Genomic DNA, 21,354 nt, shown 5'->3' with positions numbered 1-21,354 from the left:
GAGACATGGCGTTCCGTCCTCATGTCTTCCTTCGCTGTCTTCCGGCCATTGGCTCCGCCCGATGCCGCTTCACTCCAACCGAAAGACCCGCATGAAAAATCCACAGAACCAGCCACATATCCTGATTTACACCGATGGCTCTTGCCACGGAAACCCCGGTCCCGGAGGTTATGCCGCCACTCTCCGCCGCATCGCCGCAGACGGCAGCGCCCTGAAATGCCGCAGGGTTGAAGGCTTTGACCCGACCGAAACCACCAATGTCCGAATGGAAATGACAGCCGTGGCGTCGGCGCTCGAATACCTGAAACCGGATGAGCCGCAGCCCATAATCATCCGCAGCGATAATAGCATGATTCCGGACGGTATGACCAAATGGCTTGCCGGATGGATCGCCAAAGGGTGGCGCAAGGGCGACGGAAAGCCTGTCCTGAACCGGGACCTATGGGAGCGGATCATTGCCGCTGCCGAGGGCAAGGCGATCACTTGGGAATGGGTCCGGGGCCATGCCGGTGATCCGATGAACGAGGAAGTAGACCGGCTTGCCGATCAACAGAAGGAATTGGCGCGGCGGAAAGCTGCCGAAATCATGTTCGCGGATTGATCGGCTTCCGACCGCATCCGAACCTTTCTTCCCACCACCCCCGTCGCCCCTGTTCGTACCACGGCAGGGGCGTTTCCATTTCCACATTCTCTAACACCGGCCATCGCGCCGTGAAAGGAGCATAGCCACATGGCAGGATTATTCGGCACCAACGTCCAAATTCGACCTATCCAGAAGACCGCAATTCAACCGACCGGCATCCCCGGTTCCACCTTTGTCCGCCCACAGCAGCGCGAAGTCGGGGGCAACGCCCGCGCCCTTGCGGAAGCCCTCGGTTCCATGAACAGCGCCCTCCAGAACTACGCCGTGGTCACGAAATCGACCGAGGAGGACCCGAACGCTAGGGCCAACAGGGAGCAGATTGCCCGCCTCCAGCAGATGAACCGTGAGCAGCTTGCGGCGGAAATCGCCTCCGGCTCCCTCGACGGGAAGCGGGTCCAGCAGGACGCCGCCGAAGTTCTTCTTGCCGAGCGGGCCAACGACGACCTCCGCAAGAGGTGGTCCGAATACTACAATACCGAGTTCGACCGCTCCAACGGCAATGCCGCCGAGGAGTTCGAGCGTATGCGCTCCGAGATCGCCGCAGGACTTCCCTCCGAAGTCTCCAGAGGCCACCTCTACCGCCTGTCCAATGACTTCGGTCGGGCGTGGCTGGAGAAGGACGCCGAGGAGAAGACGGCCATCGTCAAGGGTGAGATCGGGACCACTGTTGTCGGCTCCTTCCGGGCCACGATTGACGACGCTATCGGTCTCCACGGTAAGTCCCCCAAGGACGCCGCTCGGATGGTGTTCGAGAAGTCGGCGGCAAACCGCATCTTTCTCGGAATGTCCGGGCAGGAGCAGAACGAAACCATCTACGCCATTGCCGAGGAATACGCCCTCAAGGGTCAGGTTGACGTGGCCCGTGAGCTTCTGTCGGCTGACCGAGTGGGCGCGGATGGGCGTAAGGTCCCGTCGCTCATGTCCACCCGAGAGTACGGCACCAAGTCCCTCCGGCTCATCAAACAGGCGGAGAGCGTGGCCGAGCAGGAGTTCCTTGACAAGGACCTGAACAGCCGCCTCGGGATCGAGGAGAAGGTTCGCAACGGCGAGTTCACCAAGCGGGACGCCGAGGAGTTCAAGGGCAAGGTCCCCGACAGCTACCTCACACGTCAGGTCCTCCAGAGCGAGGAGAACCGGGCGCGCATCTTTGCGAAGGAGCAAGGCGAAGAGGTCAAGTCCCAACAGCGCGTCTATGCCAAGTCCGAGGAAAACCGGGTCTATTCCGAAGCGGCGGGCGTCCTGTCCCGGATGGGCGGCATCAATCGCTTGCGGGATCAGGAAATTCCGTCCCCCACGGGTGAAGGAACCCGAACGATCACCGTCAAGCAACAGGTGGACGCCGTTGTCCAGCGAATGGAGGATGGATGGGCCAACGAGAGGGACCGGCTCGTCTCGCAGGGCATGGACCCGGATCAGGCCCAAGCCACGGTCGATGCAAAGCGCCTCGACTGGTACGCCGGTCAGAAGATCGAGAACGAGGAGTGGGACAATCTCCTCAATGGCTTCGCCGGTAGAGCGGCCTCCGACACGGTGTTGCAGGGCGGGGAAACCGCCAAGTATCTCGTCAAGAACGCGGAACTGTATCGCCGCTTGAAGGCGGGCAATCCGGCATACCTTCGGACCTTTCTTACCGACGACAGCAGCCGCGCCATGCTGGACCACTATGACCGGCTTGTGACGCGGAACCGTATGCCCCCGGAAGAGGCCCTTCGCGTGGCCGCAGGGTGGAGTTCGCGGTCTCCTTGGAACAAAGCCTCCAATCGGCAAATCTCCGCGAAGGACGAACAGGACCTTGTGGACGACCTGATTGACGACCTGAACTTGGACGACCGATCCTCCGACCGGCAGTATCTCACCGGAGAAATCCGGCAGATGGCCGAGAACGAGAACATGACGCTCAAGGAGATCAAAAGGGAGCTTCCCAAGCGCCTTGCCGACAGCACGGTGGTCATTAATGGCGTTCTGGTTCCCGATCACCGGGACCTTCCGCCCGACTTCCCGCCGCTCATGGAGCAGTACCTTTCCGACATTCGTCCCATGATGCTCCAGCGCGGGCGCACCGACGAGGACAACGATCAGGACCTCTACGTCCGTCCCGCCTCCGGCCAGAGCAGGTGGGAAATCGCCTCCAAGAAGTACGGCGGAACCGGCTTCTTTGTCCTGCCCAAGGACCTGGCCGTCCTCCGGGACAAGAAGGAGCGGTCTGACAGGGAAATCGCTGACAAGCTCATCAAGGCGAAGGCCGAGGAGCAAGCGAAGTACATGGAGGAGTACAAGGCTTCCATCGAAAGTGAGCGCCAGACGGTTCTCAAGTGGGAACGGCGGGCGGAAAGCAACCCGTCCCGGCTGAACAGGTACGTTGCGGAAAAACTCCGGGACAACCTGAATGAGCGCATCGCCAACGATCAAACGGTTAGTGAACAGGCAGAAGCCCGGAAAGCGGAAGCCCTCAAGAAGATGGGTGAAGCGAAGGCTCGCGGAGATCGGATTGACCGAACCCTGTCCAACTTCTTCCGTTCGTTGGTCCCGACAGTGAAGATCGGGGGCCAGACGGTTCTTGGGGGCGGCACCAATCCCACTATGCGGATTGACGGGCGATAAGAAGCGAAAGCTAGACATACGGGTCTCGCCGGGGGAACCGGCGGGACCATTAATGATCCGGGATATGGAAACCGCTGCCGTACAATCGAAATTAGTTCGCTTATGGCGAACAAATTTCGTTGACATTCTCCGAGAGCCATTGTATATCCGTTCGCGTTAGTTGTAGCGGAAGTAAGTTCATCACACCTTGAACTCTTTGGAGTTCGCGGAGGGGAAGCCCTCTACTGCTTATCCGGCCCACGGCCCCGGACCCTCCGGAGGACGATGGCGGGCGAAGCGAGACCCAGGATGACCTTGGGTCTCTTGGTATATTGGTTAAGTCGTCGTGTTCCGCGCCGATCTGTCGAGATGACCCCGAACCACAATCCCGTGGGGAGGGCGACAGAAAGGAGACCAACATGGTCTTAGAAACTAATGAACGACGACAGCGACTGAAAAGGAAGTGGGTCTTTCCCAAATGGGTTCGCAACGCTTCTCTGCTGAAATGGACTTTTCGAGTGATGATTTTCCTGTATCGCCTCTGGCGCTTCTGGAATTGGCTCACTGGTGATCCCGATAGCTAAGTCGCTTCCAATATATCCCGATAGGAAAGGACCGTATCATGTTATCAGAAGCGTTGCGGCTCATCCGCATCTATCACGATCTTAAACAGCAGGAGCTTGCCGAGCGGCTGGAAATATCGAAATCATATCTATCTGAAATTGAGAGTGGCAAGAAAACTCCGACAATCGAACTAATCGAGAAATATGCTTCGCAGTTCGGAATACCTGCGTCATCAATCCTTTTCTTTTCCGAAAACCTTGGGAGCCCAAACAAAGCTTCAAAAGTGAAGGGCGCAATAGCCGGAAAAGTTTTGCAGTTTCTTCAATTCGTAGAAGCTCGGACTTAATTGATGGACCAGCGCACATACTCGCTTCGCGACAGCCCCTTTTTCAGACTTAGATCGAAGGCGAAGCTCGCAAGTCTGCTGTATGTGTCTCTTGACAAATTGCGAACGCTTACTGATGGCGACCAGCGTTATTTCGAGTTCACCAAACCTAAGAAATCTGGTGGTGTGCGGAAAATAAGTGCGCCCATCGCTCCGCTTAAGCAGGTCCAATCTCGGATCGCTGACTTGTTAAGTCGGGTTACTCCCCCGAATTATTTGTTTGCGCCCGTGTCGGGGCGATCCTATGCGGACAATGCGGCGTTTCATATCGGCGCAAGGTCAGTCCGGCTGCTCGATATAGAAGACTTTTTCCCAAGCTGCACCGCAAAGAAAGCTATATGGTTCTTCCGAACGCGAATGGAATGCTCGCCAGACGTTGCCGCCATTTTGGCGAATATCGTGACCTTTAGGGGCGCATTGCCGCAGGGAAGCCCGTGCAGTCCCATTCTCGCTTATCTTTGCTACGTCGATATGTGGAACGAGATTTCCAAGTTGGTAGAAGACTGCCAGTGTAAGCTAAGCGTTTATGCCGATGATTTAACGATTTCCGGCGTTTCAGTTCCAGAAGCTCAAATATGGCAAATCAAAAAGACCTTATTTCGCCACGGCCATCGGTACGTAAAGAATAAAGAACGGTCCATTCGCGATAAACCCGTAGAGATCACGGGAGTCATTCTACGGAGAAGTGGCATTGCAGCGCCGAATCGGCAACATGTGAAGATTACTAAAGTCCGCGATGAAATTGCGCGAACGACTTCCGTTACTCATAAAGCGATGCTCGAAAGACAGCTAAGGGGCCGCTTGGCGCAGATTGGTCAAATCGCTGCCGCCGACCAGCGCAAGAGGACCCCGAGCGGAACCGCATCCTAGTCCCTTAATTATTGTCTGTTTTTACTACAAAGTTGTCGCCTAAAACTGGACACGGTTCATTGTCGAGAAATCGGCATTCGGCCCGACGATCAAAGATGCCTATTCATTAAGCATTCTGGGTGTAGGGTCTTTTGTTCCGATCATCATCAAGAATAGATTATCCATATAGCTCCGCGTTCAGCCGTTGCATGGCACCCGACATAGACTTGTGTTCGCTGATGAAGGCAAATCTCCCGGAAGACATTGAACGATAAAGCCTATAAAATGCCTTTTCTCTTCCGAAAAAGCCCGTACCTTGGAACGTTTTGACAATGCGAAACTCAACACGGGCGTCCGCGCTATATACAGGGACCCACCCGCCCGCCAACGCCAATCCGAGGTATTCACGCCTCTCGTCTGGACTATGCGGGAAAAACTCAAGGGCGAATGAGGATAGAAATGTCCGTTTCCCCCGTTTCAGCCATAACGAGGCTATCATGTCTTCCACGGCATAGGCTTCAACAACGGTCAGGGGCAGCGCACGTTCCACCTGCATAACGTCATCAAACGACACCGCTTGAGATTGGACGTATGCTTCCAAGTCGTGTGGGATTTGTCCATTAAGCAGCATTTGTTCCTCCGAATTTTCTATATCCCGAGAGCCGCCCTCACGGCCTTCGCCGCCGCTTCTAGCCGCGCATCCGGGCCACCATACCGCTCACTCATGCCGCCCTTGGAATGACCTAGAACGAGATTGCGGTCAAACTCCTCGACCCCTGCCCGGATCAGCCGGTCTTCCATCGTATGCCGCAGGGAATGGACGGTGATCTTAGGATCAGCCGTCACCTTGCGGATATGCTTCATGAGCGCGTTAGAGGCGTGGGTGGCGTCCTTTTTCCCTTTGCCCCTGCCACCCTTGGTTTTCAGGACACCGGCATATTGGACAAAGAGATAGGGGCCTCCGCCCGCAGCCTCTACGGCTTCTCTGGCGGCGTTCAGGGCATCGCCTATCAACGGCACCCGCCGCGCCGACCCTTGGTTCTTGACCCGACGATGCTCCCGGAAGCCTACGTCTAGGAAGGGGATCGGGGCGTCTAGCTTCACGTCCTCGACCAGCAGCGCGGCAACCTCCGCCAACCGGCATCCGGTTCCCTCAAGCATCCGCCATAGTTGCCACAGATCGGCCCCCGCGTGGGTTGATATGGTGCCATTGATCGCCGGAAGCATGTCCTCCGGGATCGGGTGCCGCTCATCCACCGCAAGCGTTTCCATCTTGATCGGAAGACCATTGAACGGGTTGCCGACATTGCTCATGTCGTTTTCCCGAAGGCCGAGGTTCACCATTGAGCGAATGTCAGCGATATACCGCTTCACGGTTCCGGGCTTCATGTCGAGATCGCGGAGCATATGGTCCCGGACCTCACGGGCATCTTCGCGGGTCAGCTTGTCGAGCGGCCTACTGGCCTCGACAGAGTGGGCCAGAATGTCCATGACACGTTCAAGCCGGAGCGTCCGCTTGCTCTCGTTTATATCGCCCTTGACCTTTTCTTTGAGATAGAGCCGCTTCGCGTCCTCGACAGTCGGAATAGGCCGGGGAAGGGTCCCCCCGTTCGCCACCAGATTGACCGCCTGACGCTCCACAGGATCAGCGACACACCGCGACAGGGCGCTGTCACGAATCACGTCAGCGGCTTCGGGATCGGCTCCGGTCAACGCACGGCCACCGACATAGACCTTCATGTCAGCCAGTTCAGCGGCCCTTAGTTCGGCCATGCGGTGCAACTCAAGTGGCGTCGGGGCTTCTCCGGCGCTCCGCCCTCTCGCTTCCTCGATCATCCGCTCATAAAGCGCATCGACCTTCATGTAATTTTTGAGGGCTTCGCGTTCCGTCTCGCCCAAGAGACGCTTGAATTCATTCCTTCCGATGATCGCGGCAACGTCTTTCGGCACCCTGCGTCGGTAGTGAAACGTCCCCGCCTTGGTTCTGATAACACGCTTCAAAGTTAACCCCATTGCGTACCTTCCGTGGACCCGAATGTGGACCGGAAAGATTGCGAAAGGCTTGAAACTATTGGGATTTAAGGATTTTCTTGAAGGAAATGGCGCACCCGAAGAGATTCGAACTCCTGACCCCCAGATTCGTAGTCTGGTGCTCTATCCAGCTGAGCTACGGGTGCTTGCCTCACCGGTGTGTCACCGGCTGCGTGGCGATCCTCTAAAGCGTGCCGCGCAGGAATGCAAGCGCCTTTCGGAAAAAATAGTCATTTTGCTGTAACAAGCTGATCGGCCCGCTGAAATCGCGGAATTTCCCGATCACGCCCGAACTCGCCAATCGTCAAGCGCCACAGGGCGATCCGGGATTTCGATGCGGAAAAGCGTCCCCGGCCCGGGTTTTTCCACAAGGGCAATCGTTCCCCCATGAGCGAGCACGAGTTCACGGGCAATAGCCAGACCAAGCCCCGTGCCGCCGGAACGAGCGGAGCCGCGAAAGGCTGCGAAGAGGTTTTCCCGCGCCTTGCGCGCCATGCCCGGACCGGTGTCATCGATGGCAATCGCGACGACACTGCCCACGCGCTGGGCGGAAACGGTGATTCGACGCAGGGAATCCGGATCATCGGCCCCATGGTTCGTCAGCGCCTGAACCGCGTTGCGGCAGATGTTATGAACCACACGAAACAGCTGCTCGCTATCCGCGTCGACCTCGATGTCGGGGCCAATGAGATCGACAAACTCAATGCCGCTGTCGGAATCGAGCGCGAGGATATCCCGCACTTCCTGGCTGAGTTCAGCGAGACGGAAGCGGCGGCGGCGCGGCGCGGCCTCCGAAGCCTGACCGTAAGCCAGAACCTCGCTCGTATAGCCGACAGCACGGTCGATGGTGCGCAGAAGCTTCGGCGCGAAGCTCTTCACCATGGGGTCCTCGACATCGACCAGCCGGTCCGACATCAATTGCGCCGAGGCGAGAATATTGCGCATGTCGTGATTGATCTTCGAGACCGCGAGGCCGAGATCCGCAAGGTTCTTCTGCTGCTTCAGCGTCTTCTGCAACTGCTGCTGCATCATCGACAGGTGACGCCCGGCGATGGCGACCTCATCATCGCCGGGTGCCGGCACCAGCACACGCGTCGGATCCTCCGGCTGTTCCGCGAAGGCCTGCATGCTGTTCGTCAGCTGTCGTACCGGCCGGATCATCATGCGATTGATGGCGAGATACATCAAAAGCGCCGTGAATACGGAAATCAGCAGCGAGACGGTGAAAACGCTACGAGCATAGGCGATCATCGCATTGCGCAGGCTTTTCTCCTGCATCACCATCTCGACGACGGTGCCGGTGTCTCCGACCGGGCCGTAGACGCGCACGATTCGATCGCCACCCAGCGCAAGTGTATAGAGTGCATCGCTGATCGATTGCAGGGTCGTCACGCTGGCAAGGTCGAACTTGGCATCGACCTCTGGTGGCATGTTATCGACCACGAGCAGCCGCGAGGTGCCTTCCTTGCGCAGCACGATCGCTTTCGTACCGGTGGCGAGGAGGGTATCGTCCTGGACGGTGCGCGGAAGTTCGAGCGGCTGGAGACCATCGATCACGACGGCGGCCGCGGCCGCAGTGTTCAGGCGATCCTGCAGCCAGCGCAGTCGCATGTTGGCAACCGAGGGCACAAAGATCAGCACCTCCGCAAGCATGACGAAACTGACTGTCAACCAGAGCAGCTTGCCGGAAAGGCCCCGCACCCAGCGCGGCCGCGCTGCGATGCCGCCGCCCTCCGCGTTCGTTTCGGCCCCTTCGTGCTCCAACATTCCACATCTCCGGACCGCCGCCTCCAGCGGCGCATCGGGTGCAAATCGCTCATTCAGACTTGCCATCATAAACGAGCGAACCGGACTTGGCCAATACCGGCAAATCGGAGCCAAGGCGAATGAAAAGGCCCCGGAATAGTCCGGGGCCGATATCTCTGGGCAGCGATCGGGTGTCGCTCAGAACTCTTCCCAGCTTTCGCTTTCCTGAACTGGGGCCCTGGCCGTCGCCGCGCGACCGCCGCCGAAGGCCCTGGCAACCGTACCGACCATCTGGCGGGCCGGAGACGATACCGGCTTGTGCTGCGTGGCACGGGCCACCGTCGCCGGCGAGGCCTGCGCATGCCCCTCGCCGGTGCGGAACCGGGCGACCAGGGCCGCGAGGTTGTCGGCCTCGGCCGAGAGCTTGTGCGTGGCGGCAGAGGTTTCCTCGACCATCGCAGCATTCTGTTGCGTCACCTGATCCATCTGATTCATGGCGGTGGCAACCTCGGCAAGGCCGGTCGACTGCTCCTTGGCCGCCGATGCGATCGAATGAATGTGGTCATTGATCTGCAGAACCCGGGTCTCGATCTCGGCGAGAGATTCGCCCGTACGCTGGACGAGAGAAACACCGCCGGCAACTTCCTGGCCGGATTTGGTGATGAGCGCCTTGATGTCTTTGGCCGCGTTGGCGGAACGCTGGGCAAGCTCGCGCACTTCCTGGGCGACGACGGCAAAGCCCTTGCCGGCTTCGCCGGCGCGGGCGGCCTCGACACCGGCGTTAAGCGCCAGAAGGTTGGTCTGGAAGGCAATCTCATCGATCACGTTGATGATCTGGCTGATCTCGCGCGAGGCCTGCTCGATGCGCCCCATGGCCTCGACAGCGTTGCTGACGACGATGGCGGACTGGGCAGCGCTTTCCTTAGCCTCGCTTACCATGCGGCTTGCTTCCTGGGCGCGTTCGCTGGAACCGCGGACCACGACGGTGATCTGGTCGAGCGCCGCCGAAGTCTCCTCGAGCGCCGCCGCCTGCTGTTCGGTACGCTTGGCGAGATCATTGGTCGCGGACGTCAGCTCATAGGTGCTGCCGTTGATCGTATCGGTCTTGCCGCGAACCTCCATCATGGTCTGGCGCAGGCGATCGAAGGTCGTGTTGACGTTGGTCTTGAGTTCAGCGAAGGCGCCGCGGAACTCGCCCCGCATCGACTGGGTGAGATCCCCGGATGCAAGGCTGGCAATGACGCGACGGGTCTCGGAAACGCCCGAGTCGACGGAGGACAGGAGGTCGTTGATATTGGCCGCGAACTGGTTGAGATTTGCGTCCTGATAGTCCTTTTCGATGCGTTTGCTGAAATCGCCGGCCGCGGCCGAAGCGACCACGACGGACATGCCGGACTGCAGGTCGTCGCTCTTCGCCCGCATGGCGGCTTCCTGGGCGTTCAGACGCTGGACAGCGAGGCCGTTCTGCTTGAATACCTCGACGGTTGCGGCCATTTCACCGATTTCATCGGGCCGGCCGTTATAGGGTACCTCAGCGGAGAAGTCGCCCTCGGCCACCCTCTTCATGGCAGCGGTAACATTGCGGATAGGGCGGCTCAGATGATTGACGCCGATGTGGATGCCGAAACCGACGCCAATGGCAACAGCGACAAACGTGACACCGGAGATCAGAATGAGCATCAGCTGCTGAAAGGAGGCAAGCGAGCTGCTCAATGCCTGCAGTTCGGTCTTGTCGGCATTGACCACAGCATCGATTTCCGCCTGGAAGGCCTTGCGGTTCGCGCGGTTCGCTTCGTTGTTGCCCTGTTCGTTCGCGGCGGCGGGCGAAACCTCGGTGCCGAGACGCACCGTCTCGGATCGGAAGGTGCGGAATTCCTTGGCACGGCTGACCATTGCATCGAAGGTCGCCCTCTGAGCTGCCGGCACCAGCGGCTGCCACTCGGCAATCACCTTGTCCATTTCGTCCAGGTTCTTCATGAGACCCTTGCCGAAGGAGGCAGCCTTTTCAGTATTCGGCGCAGCATAGATGCCGCGTGCCTCCATGACCACCGCAGTCACCATGCGGTTCAGACGTTCGCCCAGATAGGCACGATCGGAAACCGTCTTGAGCTCGTAGGATTTCGCTCCATACTGAACGGTCACGAAAATGCCCATCGCCGCTATGACGATGGCCGCCAGTCCCAGGATGCCAACTAATGAATAAACCTTGCCGCTAATCTTCACGAACCTCTCCCTGATGGCCTCGACGGGCGTCTGCGAAGACCCCTACATTTTTACTAAAGTAGAATATGCTCGTTAACGAACTGTTGCAGCGAGGAATTTTCGATTTTACACCTCTCCGACGCGCATGATTGACGCAAAATCCGTCGCTCGATGAGACCTTCATGCACGCGGCGGACCGATCCCGCCCATTATTGATGAAAAGCAAGATTCTCGCCCCCGACCGGCCGGGTCCGAAAAGTTAACAAATGACTGCGATTTTTTGCAGGGCCTACAAATCAAGGCGAAGACGGCTCCGGAATTGACTCAGGCGCCTTTCGCACCTATAAGCCGCGCACGTTCGGCTCGACCTGCCCATACCGACGGGTGTCTGCCGTGCGCTCAATCCAACGCTCTTGCAGCAATGCAAACCCAAGAAGGGCCGCACACCGCGGTATTAAATAAATGAAGCGTACCTACCAACCCTCCAAGCTTGTCCGCAAGCGCCGTCACGGCTTCCGTGCACGTATCGCCACCACCGGCGGCCGCAAGGTCATCGCAGCCCGCCGCGCCCGCGGTCGCAAGCGTCTCTCGGCCTAAGGCCGGGCCGGCCCGTTGAGAGAGCCGGGCGAATGACTGCTCCCAAAGACAAGAAATCTGTCGGGCGGCTGAAAAGCCGGCCGCAGTTCCTTGCGGTCCGCGCAGGAGAGAAACGCAGGGGAAGCCTGTTCCTGCTCGAGGTTCTCGATCGCAAGGCACCCGACAGCGAGGCCCGCGTCGGCTTTACCGTCACCAAGAAACATGGAAACGCCGTCGAGCGGAATCGCATGCGCCGCCGCCTCAAGGAGGCCGTGCGGCTGAACGCAGCGTTTGCAATGCAGCCCGGACATGACTATGTGGTTGTCGCCCGGAGGGACGTGTTGAACGCCCCCTTCCAGCAGCTTGCCGCGCAATTGGCCGACAGGATCAAGGCCAAACCAAGAAACGCTCGGTCCTCCGCGACCGATTCCAGGAAAGAATGATGCAAAACAACCGCAATTACATCATCGCGATTGCTCTGTCCGTGCTGATCGTCTTCGGATGGCAGTTCTTCATCATGAATCCGAGGATCGAGGCGCAGCGCCAGGCAGAGCAGGCCCGGATCGCCGAACAGGCCAAGACCGCACCCGCCGCAAACCAGAACACCGCCGCCTCCACACCCGGCACCGTCAGCGGGACGCTTCCGGGAAGCACGGCGCCGGCCACCGGGGGGCTCGATCGTGACGCAGCGCTCGCAAAATCGACGCGGGTGGTCATCGATACGCCCGCCCTTTCCGGCTCGATCAATCTCGCCGGTGCCCGTTTCGACGACCTGAAGCTCAAGGGATATCGCGAAACCGTGGACCCTACGAGCCCGATCATTACACTCTTCAACCCGGCCGATACCAAGGACGGTTATTTCGCCGAGCTCGGCTACATCGCCGGCGCGGGCGCAGGTGCTGCTCCGGGGCCCTCGACTGTCTGGACGCTGGCCGAGGGCGACAAGCTGACCCAGACGACGCCAGTTACTCTTTCCTTCGCCAATGAGGCCGGCCTCACCTTCCAGCGCAAGATTTCCGTCGACGACCGCTACATGTTCACGGTCGAGGACACGATCACCAATGCCGGTGCGGCAGCCCTCGACGTCGCCCCTTATGGCCGCATAACGCGCTACAACAAACCCTCGACGCCTTCCGTGTATGTCCTGCATGAGGGCTTCCTCGGCGTTATCGGCGCCGACAACGGCCTCACCGAGGACAAGTATTCGAACATCGAGAAGGAAGCCGTCGCCAACGAAGCCGCGACCGGCGGCTGGCTCGGCATTACCGACAAGTACTGGGCGGCCGCCCTCGTGCCGCAGCAAACGCTGAGCTACGAGTCGCGCTTCTCGCATTTCACCGACGGGCAGCCCCGCTTCCAGGCCGACTACAAGAACGCCGCGGTTTCCGTGGCTCCCGGTCAGAGCGCGAGCGTCAAGCAGTTGGTTTTTGCCGGGGCCAAGGAAGTTCCGGTCATCGACAGCTATGAAGCGACCTATGCTATCCCGAAATTCGATCTGATGATCGACTGGGGCTGGTTCTATTTCATCACCAAGCCGATGTTCAAGATGATGGATTATTTCTATCGTCTGGTGGGCAATTTCGGCGTCGCGATCCTGCTGACCACGATCGTGGTCAAACTGATCTTCTTCCCGCTCGCCAGCAAGCAGTATGCCTCCATGGCCAACATGAAGCGCGTGCAGCCGAAGATGGAAGAGCTGAAGGCCAAGTTCGGCGACGACAAGATGGGCCTGCAGCAGGCGATGATGGAGCTTTACCGCACCGAGAAGATCAATCCGGTGGCCGGTTGCTGGCCGGTGCTCCTGCAGATCCCGGTGTTCTTCGCGCTCTACAAGGTGATCTACGTTACCATCGAGATGCGGCATGCGCCGTTCTTCGGCTGGATCCAGGACCTTTCGGCTCCCGATCCGACGACCTTCGTCAACCTGTTCGGCCTGTTGCCGTTCGAGGCGCCGACCTTCCTGCATCTCGGCATCTGGCCGATCATCATGGGCATTACCATGTTCCTGCAAATGCGCATGAACCCGACGCCCCCGGACCCGACGCAGGCGATGCTGTTCAACTGGATGCCGCTGATCTTCACCTTCATGCTCGGCACCTTCCCCGCAGGTCTCGTCATCTACTGGGCCTGGAACAATACGCTTTCGATCCTGCAGCAGGCGATCATCATGAAACGCCACGGCGTCAAGGTAGAGCTGTTCGACAATCTGAAGGGCATGTTCAAACGAAAACCGGCCGAAACCAAGTAAGACGGAAAAGCCCCGGTTCGTCCGGGGCTTTTTTTGTAAGGATCTTGCGAGTATACGGACCGATCAACACACCGGGAGAGGCGACGCCCATGACAGCCAAATTGCCAGCCGGCGAACAGCCCCTGTTCGGTCGTCCGTGGATCTTCATCCGCGGCGTACCCTCGATGAAGTTCCTGCCGCCGGAAGGACCGCTCGAGGTCGCATTCGCCGGCCGCTCCAATGTCGGCAAGTCGTCGCTCATCAATGCGCTGACCGGGCAGAAGGGACTTGCCCGCACCTCGAACACGCCCGGCCGCACCCAGGAACTCAATTATTTCGTTCCCGACGGGTATTCCGGCGAGGCAGGCGACCTGCCGCCGATGGCTCTTGTCGATATGCCCGGCTATGGCTATGCCCAGGCACCGAAGGAACAGGTCGATGCATGGACCAAGCTCGTCTTCGATTACCTGCGCGGCCGCGCGACCCTCAAGCGCGTCTATGTGCTGATCGATGCCCGTCACGGCCTCAAGAAGAATGACGACGAAGTCCTCGACCTGCTCGACAAGGCCGCGGTTTCCTACCAGATCGTTCTGACCAAGACGGACAAGATCAAGGAGGCCGGCGTGCCGCGGCTTGTCGCGGAAACGCTCGACAAGATCAGGAAGAGGCCGGCCGCATACCCCTTCGTCCTCGCCACCTCATCCGAAAAGGGCAACGGTCTCGAAGAGTTGCGCGCGGCAATCGTAGAGACCGTCAGCTAGAGCATTCCCGGCAAGAACGGACGCGCATTCAAAGCCCTATTTCCCTGTTGTCACGCAATTTCGCGCGCAGGACAGCCGAACAGTTTTGCGCGGCAGGCCCTAGAACATCTCAGGGATGCGCCAAGCCCAGAGCCATGACGGGTCCACTCGCCTTGCCCGAGGAGGAGCCTCCAAGGGGCTCGGCACTGAAGGCAAGGCTCGCTCCTTCGAGAAGCCGGTTTCGCAATTCCGGGGGAACGACAATCTCGCTTTCTCCGGTCTGCGGCAGAACGCCGAGCGAGCGCGGTTCCTCCTTTTCTCCGACCAACCATAGCTGGAGCGATTTCTTGCCGCCGCCGCCGACCACCGCTGGCGTCACCTGCAAGCGCCCCGAAACATCGTCATAATGGGCGACCAGGTTTATGGCCCCATCGCCGCCAACCGAGCGAAGGGCCATGGGCTGACCGGGGCCGGGGCGCATGTCGGCGCCAGCCTCGAGACAGAGATAAAGCGCGAAGGTGCCAAGCGCGGCGAGCCCGATGCCACGCCAGAAGGGAAGCGAAGACCAGAAGGCAAAAACAATGCCTGCCACCGGACCCCGGCGCCGGCGGGGGGGCCACGGAAGGCCTTCCATCTTCGAGAGCAGCATTTCCGACGGCACCTCGGCGCCATCGACCGTATCGAGTTGCAGGAGATTATCCTCCCAGCGGCGAACCATGGCTGCAAACAGGCGATCGCCGCGCAGTCGTTCCTCCACATTCAGCCGTTCCTTGCTCCCGAGGACGCCGAGCACATATTCGCCCGCGAGGACCTCATCCCGCGAACGATCACCCTTGCTCTTGTGCGGTATCGTCATGCATGCCCTCCTCCCCCACGATCAAAAGGCTGCAACGCAGCCACGAGCGCACACCATCCCCTACGGCACGCCACGCCGTCCCATCGGTCCGGATATGAGAGCTCCTCCTCATCGGCACGCCTCCCCGCGTACACAGCATCAGGATCTATCGCTTATATACGAGTGTCAATCCGCTTTCGTTCCACGGGGATCGAGGTTTATTGAACGGACCCGGCGATAAGAGCCCCACTACCCATCGGGATCGATCTTGCACTGGAAGGCCGAGATCCAGCGACGATGGTATTCCATGACGGCTTGCCACCTTGTCCTTTCGTCGCCACCACCTCCTCGGAAAAAGGAAATGGCCTCGAGGATTTGCGCGCGGCAATCCTCAAGGCCATCGGCCAGGCCACCTGACGCAGTGGGCCCGGCCTTCTGGGGCCCCGCCAGAGGTGGGGCCAGCGGCTTGATCTTCAAGCCTTCGGCAACAGGACCTTGTCGATCACGTGGATGACGCCGTTCGATTGCTTGACGTCGGCAATCGTGACAGTCGCCACGCCGCCGTTTTCGTCAGTGAGGGTGATCTTGTCGCCGTCCATCTTGGCCTTCAGCGTGCAGCCGCCAACGGTCTTGACCGCATGGCTGCCGCCCTCATCGGCGATCATCTTGGCAACGGCGGACGACATGGCTTCGGCTGCCACGACATGGCAGGTCAGTACCTTGGTCAGTTGTTCCTTATTCTCAGGCTTCAGCAGCGTATCGACCGTGCCTGCCGGCAGGGCATCGAAGGCGGCGTTGACCGGAGCAAAGACCGTGAACGGGCCAGCGCCGGACAGGGTTTCGACCAGGCCAGCAACCTTCACGGCGGCGACCAGGGTCGTGTGATCCTTGGAGTTGGCGGCATTCTCGACAATGTTCTTGTCTGCATACATGGCAGCACCGCCGACCATGGGGTTTTCGGCGTGGGCGGCCACGGTACCGACTGCGAGTGCGGCGGCAAGGGTGAGCGGGCGAAGAGTGGTCTTGAACATTTCGGTTTTCCTCTGTCCTTGTGTTCTCGATCCGTCCTCGGCGGCAGAATTGCCATCCGGGCGGCTGTTTCGATCCTGATATCGGGAACACAACAAGGGACGAGAGGTCGGCGAAAAAAGTTTCAGAGAGCAGCCAAAAGATCGGGAAAAAATCTCAAGTCACTGAAACGAAAAGAGAGTTTTCGCGCAGCAAGAGCCCATCAGAGATGGGCGGGTCCGAGGGCAATGACCGGACCGGTGGCCTGGCCGGTCGGAGAGCCGCCAAACGGCTCGAGGCTGACAGCAAGCACGACTCCTTCGGCGAAACGGTCCCGGAGGCTGTCAGGAACGATGATCTCGCCCTCCCCCGTCTGTGGAAGGACACCGAGTGAGCGGGGTGCCATATCGCCCTCGATCAGCCAAAGCTCCAACGATTTCTGCTGGCGCTCGCCGGTCGCAACCGGCGTCACCTGTAGCCTGCCCGATCCGCTGTCATAACGCGCGACCAGACTGATGACACTATCCTTGCCAGCAAGTTCGGCAACCAACGGAGGCCCACCCGCGGGCCTGTCCCACAGACCGGCTTCCGTCCCGGCGACAACCGCCGCGACAACCACGCCGGCGAAAGCAAGGCCACGCCAAAGAGCGAGCGAGTTCCACAGGGTCCCGAGGGCGGAGGTCCAGGCGCTCTTCGGCGGTTCCCTGAACAATCGCCCCTCGATCCTGGCAAACAGCGCCTCGGGCGGCAGTTCCATACCGTAATCGTCGTTGAACTGCGAAAGATTGTCTTCCCAGCGGCGCACGATGGCAGCGAAGGTGCGATCGTGGCGCAGCCGCTCCTCCACCTTAAAGCGGTCCTCGACGCCGAGAACGCCGAGCACATATTCGCCAGCGAGGACTTCTTCTCGCGAGCGGTCACCCTTGCTCTGGTCTGGCGTGGTCATCCATGCACTCTCTCAATTTCAACAGGCTGCGACGTAGCCATGTCCGCATCGTGTTCAGCGGCACCGAGAACCGATCCGCAAGCTCCTGATAGGACAATCCCTCCACATAGGCATGCCTCACCGCGCTCGCGCAATCAGGATCCAATGCTTGCAGACAGGTGTCAATCCGCTTTCCTTCCGAGCGCAACACTGCGCTCTGTTCAGGGTTCGCCGCCCTGTCGGCAAGCTCGAGGACAGTTTCCAGTTCCTCTGTCGTCGGGCGGCGGGCCCTCAGACGATCGATGCAGTGATAGCGTGCGATCGCCGCCAGCCATCCCATGGCGCCATTGCCGGACGAGGAGAAAGTCTCGGCGCGCTGCCAGACCTTCACGAATATATCCTGCAACGCCTCCTCGGCGTCGGCCCTGTCTCGCAATATACGCAGGCAGATAGCAAAGAGTTTCGGCGATGAAAGGCTATAGAGTATGGAAAAGGCAGCGCGGTCCTTAAGGGCCACGCGGCTCAACAATACGGCGATCTCGTCGTTTGGCATCGGCTTTCAGGCCCTCTCCTCCAGACAGCCCCCGCCCGGGTGCAGTTTTTTTCTGTTCTGCTGGGGATTACGCCCACTGGTCATAGGCGGATCATCCGCCTCGCTTATCTTTTCCCGGATTATTCCATCGGGATCGATCTTGCGCTAAAAGGCCGCGATCCAACGACGAGGGTATTCCATGACGGCTTCCGATAGCGAAATCCAGGCGCAACTTCTGGCCCAGGCCCTGCCCTTCATGCAGCGCTATGAAAACAAGACGATCGTCGTGAAATATGGCGGCCATGCCATGGGGAATGCGGAGCTCGGCAAGGCCTTCGCGGCGGATATCGCGCTGCTCAAGCAGTCGGGCGTCAACCCGATCGTCGTTCACGGCGGTGGCCCGCAGATCGGCGCCATGCTGACCAAGATGGGCATCGAATCGAAGTTCGAAGGCGGCCTGCGCGTAACCGACCAGAAAACCGTCGAGATCGTCGAGATGGTGCTCGCCGGCTCGATCAACAAGGAAATCGTCGCGCTTATCAACCAGACTGGCGAATGGGCGATTGGCCTTTGCGGCAAGGACGGCAACATGGTCTTCGCCGAAAAGGCCAAGAAGACCGTCACCGATCCCGACTCCAATATCGAGCGCGTTCTCGACCTCGGCTTTGTCGGCGAGGTCGTGGAAGTCGACCGCACCCTGCTCGACCTTCTGGCAAAATCGGAAATGATCCCGGTCATCGCTCCGGTCGCGCCGGGCCGTGACGGCCACACCTACAACATCAATGCGGACACCTTCGCCGGCGCCATCGCCGGGGCGCTGCGCGCCGACCGCCTGCTATTCCTCACCGACGTGCCGGGCGTACTCAACAAGCAGGGCGAACTTATCAAGGAACTCTCGGTGGCCGAGGCGCGGGCCCTCATCAAGGACGGAACCATTTCCGGCGGCATGATCCCGAAGGTGGAGACCTGCATCGATGCCATCCATGCCGGCGTTCAGGGCGTCGTCATCCTGAACGGCAAGACGGCTCATTCGGTATTGCTGGAAATCTTCACCGAACACGGCGCCGGCACGCTGCTGGTTCCCTGAACCGGTACTCTAGTCCGGTCACAAGGCGAAAAGGCCGACCGGACGCATCTTGCCCTCGTGGCGCAGGAGCCATTTCTTGCGCCATAGTCCCCCGCCATAACCGACCAGCGATCCATCCGCGCCGATGCAGCGGTGGCACGGGACGATGATGCCGATGGGATTGGCGCCATTCGCCTTGCCGACGGCCCGCACGGTTTCCATGCCGCCCACATTTCTTGCGATATCGCCATAGGAACAGGTTTCGCCGAGCGGCACCTTGAGAAGCTCCGCCCATACCTTCCGTTCGAATTCGCTCCCAGCCGGTGCAAGTGGCACGGAGAACTCAAAAGCGCGGCCAGCGAAATAGGTTTCGAGCTCCTTGCCCACCGTCCGGGTCAGGGCATTGCCGGGCAGCACGGCATCCGCGTTCATCTGCCGCCGGATCGCTGCATCGTCGGTCTCCGGTGTCGTGCGTTCGCGAAACTGCAGCGCCAGCAACGCCTTATCGTCGGCAATCGCGACCAGATCTCCGACCGGACTGTCGAGCCATTCGCAATAAACCGTCCGTTTCATGACCCGCTTCCTCTCCTGGAGCCGCAGTCTACCCGCCTGCGGCGAAGAGAACAATCAGTGCACAGATGCAATCCGGGTGGCTCGCTTTCAGCCGAGCAACAACAGAAGGATGCCGGCAACGATCAGGAGGCAGCCGGCGACCTCCGTGCGATTTACGCGCTCGTGAAACAGAAAGAACGAGGCGAGGAAGGTGAAGACCAGTTCGATCTGACCGAGCGCTCGAACGTAGGCGACTTGCTGCAACGTCATCGCCGTGAACCAGCAGGCGGAGCCCAGGACGCCGGCGAGACCGACGAGCGAGGACGAGCGCCAGGAACGGATCACGTCGACGATCTCGCGCCTGTCCTGCAGGACCATCCACACAAGCATGAAAACCGTCTGGAAGGTCGTTACGCAGGCAAGCGTGACGGCCGCCGCGACGATGGGATTGTGATCCCCAAGCGACAGGGATGCCGATCGGTAGGCCACGGCGGATATGCCGAAAACCGCACCGGAGGCAATGCCTATCAAGGCTGTGCGACCGGCAAGCGCCTTCAACAGGTTGGCGAAAGTGAGCGGCATGCGCGCCACCGAGATCATCATCACGCCGGCCACACCCACGATGATGGCGCCTACTGCACCCGTCGTCACGCGCTCGCCGAGCAGGATAAAGCCGAAAATCGCGGCCTGCACTGGTTCCGTCTTCGAATAAGCGGTTCCGACTGCGAAGTTGCGCAGCGAGAAGAGATGCACCAGCAGCATGGTCGCGAAAATCTGGGCAAGGCCACCGATGATGGCCCACAGGGCGAAGACCGGATTGGGGACCGGCAATTCATAGCCGCCGAGAAAATGCAGACCAAGGACATAAAGAATGGCGATCGGAAAACCGTAGCCGAACCGGACGAAGCTTGCGCCTCTCGTACCGAGCGATGTCTGCAGATGTTTTTGAAGGGCCGACCGCAGGTTCTGCAGGAAAGCGGCAGCGACGGTAATCAGTATCCAGGGTTCCATGCCGCGGCGGTATCACGGCATCGATAGCGCCGCCAAGGTCACTTCCGGCTGGAATCGGAGTTTCGCATTTTCTTCTGCCGGCGAGGCGTGCCATAAGGACGTCATGAACAAGAGAGCCTCCGCCCCAACAGCCGGCGATTTCGCCCATGTCCGTGACTGGGTCTTCGACCTGGACAACACACTTTATCCGCATCACATCGACCTGTTTGCGCAGATCGACCGCAACATGACGGCCTATGTTTCGGAACTCCTGCAGATGGAGCCCGCCGAGGCGAAGCTTCTGCAGAAGAAATATTACCACGACCACGGCACAACCCTGGCCGGCCTGATGCTGCATCACGGGGTCGATCCGAACGACTTCCTCGCCAGGGCCCATGCGATCGACTATTCCGCGCTGCTTCCCGATGAAGCCCTGGGAGCAGCAATCAAGGCCCTACCGGGCCGCAAATTCATTTTCACCAACGGCACCGTCGCTCACGCGGAAGCGGCGGCGCGTGCGCTCGGCATCCTCGACAATTTCGACGACATTTTCGATATCGTCGCCGCCGATTACCAGCCGAAGCCGGCCGGCAGCACCTATGACAAGTTTATGAGCCTCAACCGGGTGGATACGAAGAAGGCCGCCATGTTCGAGGACCTGCCGCGCAATCTGATGGTTCCGAAAGCCCTCGGCATGAGGACCGTGCTGCTCGTGCCCCGAAATCTGGAGAGCGTGGTTCTGGAAAGCTGGGAACTGGCAGAAAACGCCGAACCCGAGAACATCGATTTCGTCACCGACGATCTCGCCCGCTTCCTTGCCGGGCTGGTTGGCTGATCTCGGCAGGGCTTGCCAACATTACGGAAGTTTCATCCAGCCTTAACAAGGTTTAAGTCGGAATAGGC

General features: G+C 59.7%; 20 protein-coding genes and 1 tRNA gene. 10 read left to right on the top strand and 11 right to left on the bottom strand.

From position 1 onward, the window contains the following. Positions 1 to 91: 91 nt before the first annotated feature. From ACLBKR_RS00405 to ACLBKR_RS00390, 4 genes are all read left to right on the top strand, one after another. Positions 92 to 601, top strand: coding sequence for a ribonuclease H family protein (locus ACLBKR_RS00405; RefSeq protein WP_414900219.1), 510 nt, complete (start codon positions 92 to 94; stop codon positions 599 to 601). Positions 602 to 730: 129 nt separating this feature from the next. Continuing rightward, complete coding sequence (locus tag ACLBKR_RS00400) at positions 731 to 3,244, top strand: hypothetical protein (protein ID WP_414900217.1); 2,514 nt, start codon at positions 731 to 733, stop codon at positions 3,242 to 3,244. Between the two features lie 601 nt (positions 3,245 to 3,845). Next, positions 3,846 to 4,133 (top strand): helix-turn-helix transcriptional regulator, encoded by a 288-nt coding sequence (locus tag ACLBKR_RS00395; protein WP_414900215.1) that lies wholly within the window; start codon positions 3,846 to 3,848, stop codon positions 4,131 to 4,133. 3 nt (positions 4,134 to 4,136) lie between these two features. Next, on the top strand, positions 4,137 to 5,042 hold the full coding sequence (locus tag ACLBKR_RS00390) for a reverse transcriptase family protein (protein ID WP_414900213.1): 906 nt from the start codon (positions 4,137 to 4,139) through the stop codon (positions 5,040 to 5,042). Between the two features lie 157 nt (positions 5,043 to 5,199). Here the strand turns inward: ACLBKR_RS00390 and ACLBKR_RS00385 are convergent, their stop codons facing one another. The 5 genes from ACLBKR_RS00385 to ACLBKR_RS00365 all read right to left on the bottom strand — a co-directional run bounded on the left by ACLBKR_RS00385 (position 5,200) and on the right by ACLBKR_RS00365 (position 11,021). Further along, complete coding sequence (locus ACLBKR_RS00385) at positions 5,200 to 5,652, bottom strand: hypothetical protein (RefSeq protein WP_414900211.1); 453 nt, start codon at positions 5,650 to 5,652, stop codon at positions 5,200 to 5,202. A gap of 17 nt (positions 5,653 to 5,669) precedes the next feature. Next, positions 5,670 to 7,034, bottom strand: coding sequence for a tyrosine-type recombinase/integrase (locus ACLBKR_RS00380; RefSeq protein WP_414900209.1), 1,365 nt, complete (start codon positions 7,032 to 7,034; stop codon positions 5,670 to 5,672). An 87-nt stretch (positions 7,035 to 7,121) separates the two neighbouring features. After that, positions 7,122 to 7,198: transfer RNA gene (locus ACLBKR_RS00375), tRNA-Arg, on the bottom strand. 136 nt (positions 7,199 to 7,334) lie between these two features. After that, positions 7,335 to 8,819, bottom strand: a complete 1,485-nt coding sequence (locus ACLBKR_RS00370) for a sensor histidine kinase (RefSeq protein WP_113486044.1) — start codon at positions 8,817 to 8,819, stop codon at positions 7,335 to 7,337. A 177-nt stretch (positions 8,820 to 8,996) separates the two neighbouring features. Next, positions 8,997 to 11,021, bottom strand: coding sequence for a methyl-accepting chemotaxis protein (locus ACLBKR_RS00365; RefSeq protein ID WP_113338359.1), 2,025 nt, complete (start codon positions 11,019 to 11,021; stop codon positions 8,997 to 8,999). A 441-nt stretch (positions 11,022 to 11,462) separates the two neighbouring features. On the opposite strand from ACLBKR_RS00365, the gene rpmH reads away from it, so the two are divergent. From rpmH to yihA, 4 genes are all read left to right on the top strand, one after another. Then, the gene (gene rpmH / locus ACLBKR_RS00360; protein ID WP_112827735.1) at positions 11,463 to 11,597 is read left to right on the top strand and encodes a 50S ribosomal protein L34; all 135 of its coding nucleotides are present in this window, start codon (positions 11,463 to 11,465) and stop codon (positions 11,595 to 11,597) included. Positions 11,598 to 11,629: 32 nt separating this feature from the next. After that, positions 11,630 to 12,019, top strand: coding sequence for a ribonuclease P protein component (gene rnpA, locus ACLBKR_RS00355; protein WP_112827734.1), 390 nt, complete (start codon positions 11,630 to 11,632; stop codon positions 12,017 to 12,019). Further along, on the top strand, positions 12,019 to 13,824 hold the full coding sequence (gene yidC / locus ACLBKR_RS00350; RefSeq protein WP_113338360.1) for a membrane protein insertase YidC: 1,806 nt from the start codon (positions 12,019 to 12,021) through the stop codon (positions 13,822 to 13,824). The genes rnpA and yidC overlap by 1 nt, the downstream gene beginning before the upstream one ends. An 89-nt stretch (positions 13,825 to 13,913) precedes the next feature. Continuing rightward, on the top strand, positions 13,914 to 14,564 hold the full coding sequence (gene yihA, locus ACLBKR_RS00345) for a ribosome biogenesis GTP-binding protein YihA/YsxC (RefSeq protein WP_112827732.1): 651 nt from the start codon (positions 13,914 to 13,916) through the stop codon (positions 14,562 to 14,564). 109 nt (positions 14,565 to 14,673) lie between these two features. On the opposite strand, the gene ACLBKR_RS00340 is transcribed toward yihA, so the two are convergent. The 4 genes from ACLBKR_RS00340 to ACLBKR_RS00325 all read right to left on the bottom strand — a co-directional run bounded on the left by ACLBKR_RS00340 (position 14,674) and on the right by ACLBKR_RS00325 (position 17,864). Beyond that, positions 14,674 to 15,399 carry an anti-sigma factor domain-containing protein gene (locus tag ACLBKR_RS00340; RefSeq protein WP_113446940.1) on the bottom strand — a complete coding sequence of 242 codons (726 nt, stop codon included), beginning with the start codon at positions 15,397 to 15,399 and terminating at the stop codon, positions 14,674 to 14,676. A 452-nt stretch (positions 15,400 to 15,851) separates the two neighbouring features. Continuing rightward, positions 15,852 to 16,409, bottom strand: a complete 558-nt coding sequence (locus tag ACLBKR_RS00335) for a fasciclin domain-containing protein (RefSeq protein WP_113446942.1) — start codon at positions 16,407 to 16,409, stop codon at positions 15,852 to 15,854. Between the two features lie 200 nt (positions 16,410 to 16,609). Next, a complete protein-coding gene (locus ACLBKR_RS00330) occupies positions 16,610 to 17,332 on the bottom strand; it encodes an anti-sigma factor domain-containing protein (protein WP_113446943.1) in 723 nt (240 codons plus the stop codon). After that, complete coding sequence (locus tag ACLBKR_RS00325; protein ID WP_113446944.1) at positions 17,304 to 17,864, bottom strand: sigma-70 family RNA polymerase sigma factor; 561 nt, start codon at positions 17,862 to 17,864, stop codon at positions 17,304 to 17,306. The genes ACLBKR_RS00330 and ACLBKR_RS00325 overlap by 29 nt, the downstream gene beginning before the upstream one ends. A gap of 178 nt (positions 17,865 to 18,042) precedes the next feature. On the opposite strand from ACLBKR_RS00325, the gene argB reads away from it, so the two are divergent. Beyond that, positions 18,043 to 18,930, top strand: a complete 888-nt coding sequence (gene argB, locus ACLBKR_RS00320; protein WP_112827727.1) for an acetylglutamate kinase — start codon at positions 18,043 to 18,045, stop codon at positions 18,928 to 18,930. 18 nt (positions 18,931 to 18,948) lie between these two features. Here argB and ACLBKR_RS00315 read toward each other — a convergent pair whose 3' ends face one another. Further along, positions 18,949 to 19,482 carry a methylated-DNA--[protein]-cysteine S-methyltransferase gene (locus ACLBKR_RS00315; RefSeq protein ID WP_112827726.1) on the bottom strand — a complete coding sequence of 178 codons (534 nt, stop codon included), beginning with the start codon at positions 19,480 to 19,482 and terminating at the stop codon, positions 18,949 to 18,951. Positions 19,483 to 19,569: 87 nt separating this feature from the next. Next, positions 19,570 to 20,472 carry a DMT family transporter gene (locus tag ACLBKR_RS00310; RefSeq protein ID WP_113446945.1) on the bottom strand — a complete coding sequence of 301 codons (903 nt, stop codon included), beginning with the start codon at positions 20,470 to 20,472 and terminating at the stop codon, positions 19,570 to 19,572. A gap of 103 nt (positions 20,473 to 20,575) precedes the next feature. On the opposite strand from ACLBKR_RS00310, the gene ACLBKR_RS00305 reads away from it, so the two are divergent. After that, positions 20,576 to 21,286 carry a pyrimidine 5'-nucleotidase gene (locus tag ACLBKR_RS00305; protein WP_113447117.1) on the top strand — a complete coding sequence of 237 codons (711 nt, stop codon included), beginning with the start codon at positions 20,576 to 20,578 and terminating at the stop codon, positions 21,284 to 21,286. The last annotated feature ends 68 nt before the right edge of the window (positions 21,287 to 21,354 follow it).

It is taken from the genome of Paenirhizobium cremeum, from assembly GCF_047553425.1.
In the GTDB taxonomy this organism is placed as follows: domain Bacteria; phylum Pseudomonadota; class Alphaproteobacteria; order Rhizobiales; family Rhizobiaceae; genus Allorhizobium; species Allorhizobium cremeum.
Note: the sequence above shows the minus strand (reverse complement) of the source record. Positions and strands in the feature narration are given on the sequence as shown.

Coding starts and splice junctions, on each gene's coding strand:
- ACLBKR_RS00405 (WP_414900219.1), top strand. CDS start 92: ATGAAAAATCCACAGAACCAGCCACATATCCTGATTTACACCGATGGC.
- ACLBKR_RS00400 (WP_414900217.1), top strand. CDS start 731: ATGGCAGGATTATTCGGCACCAACGTCCAAATTCGACCTATCCAGAAG.
- ACLBKR_RS00395 (WP_414900215.1), top strand. CDS start 3,846: ATGTTATCAGAAGCGTTGCGGCTCATCCGCATCTATCACGATCTTAAA.
- ACLBKR_RS00390 (WP_414900213.1), top strand. CDS start 4,137: ATGGACCAGCGCACATACTCGCTTCGCGACAGCCCCTTTTTCAGACTT.
- ACLBKR_RS00385 (WP_414900211.1), bottom strand. CDS start 5,652: ATGCTGCTTAATGGACAAATCCCACACGACTTGGAAGCATACGTCCAA.
- ACLBKR_RS00380 (WP_414900209.1), bottom strand. CDS start 7,034: ATGGGGTTAACTTTGAAGCGTGTTATCAGAACCAAGGCGGGGACGTTT.
- ACLBKR_RS00370 (WP_113486044.1), bottom strand. CDS start 8,819: ATGTTGGAGCACGAAGGGGCCGAAACGAACGCGGAGGGCGGCGGCATC.
- rpmH (WP_112827735.1), top strand. CDS start 11,463: ATGAAGCGTACCTACCAACCCTCCAAGCTTGTCCGCAAGCGCCGTCAC.
- rnpA (WP_112827734.1), top strand. CDS start 11,630: ATGACTGCTCCCAAAGACAAGAAATCTGTCGGGCGGCTGAAAAGCCGG.
- yidC (WP_113338360.1), top strand. CDS start 12,019: ATGCAAAACAACCGCAATTACATCATCGCGATTGCTCTGTCCGTGCTG.
- yihA (WP_112827732.1), top strand. CDS start 13,914: ATGACAGCCAAATTGCCAGCCGGCGAACAGCCCCTGTTCGGTCGTCCG.
- ACLBKR_RS00340 (WP_113446940.1), bottom strand. CDS start 15,399: ATGACGATACCGCACAAGAGCAAGGGTGATCGTTCGCGGGATGAGGTC.
- ACLBKR_RS00335 (WP_113446942.1), bottom strand. CDS start 16,409: ATGTTCAAGACCACTCTTCGCCCGCTCACCCTTGCCGCCGCACTCGCA.
- ACLBKR_RS00330 (WP_113446943.1), bottom strand. CDS start 17,332: ATGACCACGCCAGACCAGAGCAAGGGTGACCGCTCGCGAGAAGAAGTC.
- ACLBKR_RS00325 (WP_113446944.1), bottom strand. CDS start 17,864: ATGCCAAACGACGAGATCGCCGTATTGTTGAGCCGCGTGGCCCTTAAG.
- argB (WP_112827727.1), top strand. CDS start 18,043: ATGACGGCTTCCGATAGCGAAATCCAGGCGCAACTTCTGGCCCAGGCC.
- ACLBKR_RS00315 (WP_112827726.1), bottom strand. CDS start 19,482: ATGAAACGGACGGTTTATTGCGAATGGCTCGACAGTCCGGTCGGAGAT.
- ACLBKR_RS00310 (WP_113446945.1), bottom strand. CDS start 20,472: ATGGAACCCTGGATACTGATTACCGTCGCTGCCGCTTTCCTGCAGAAC.
- ACLBKR_RS00305 (WP_113447117.1), top strand. CDS start 20,576: ATGAACAAGAGAGCCTCCGCCCCAACAGCCGGCGATTTCGCCCATGTC.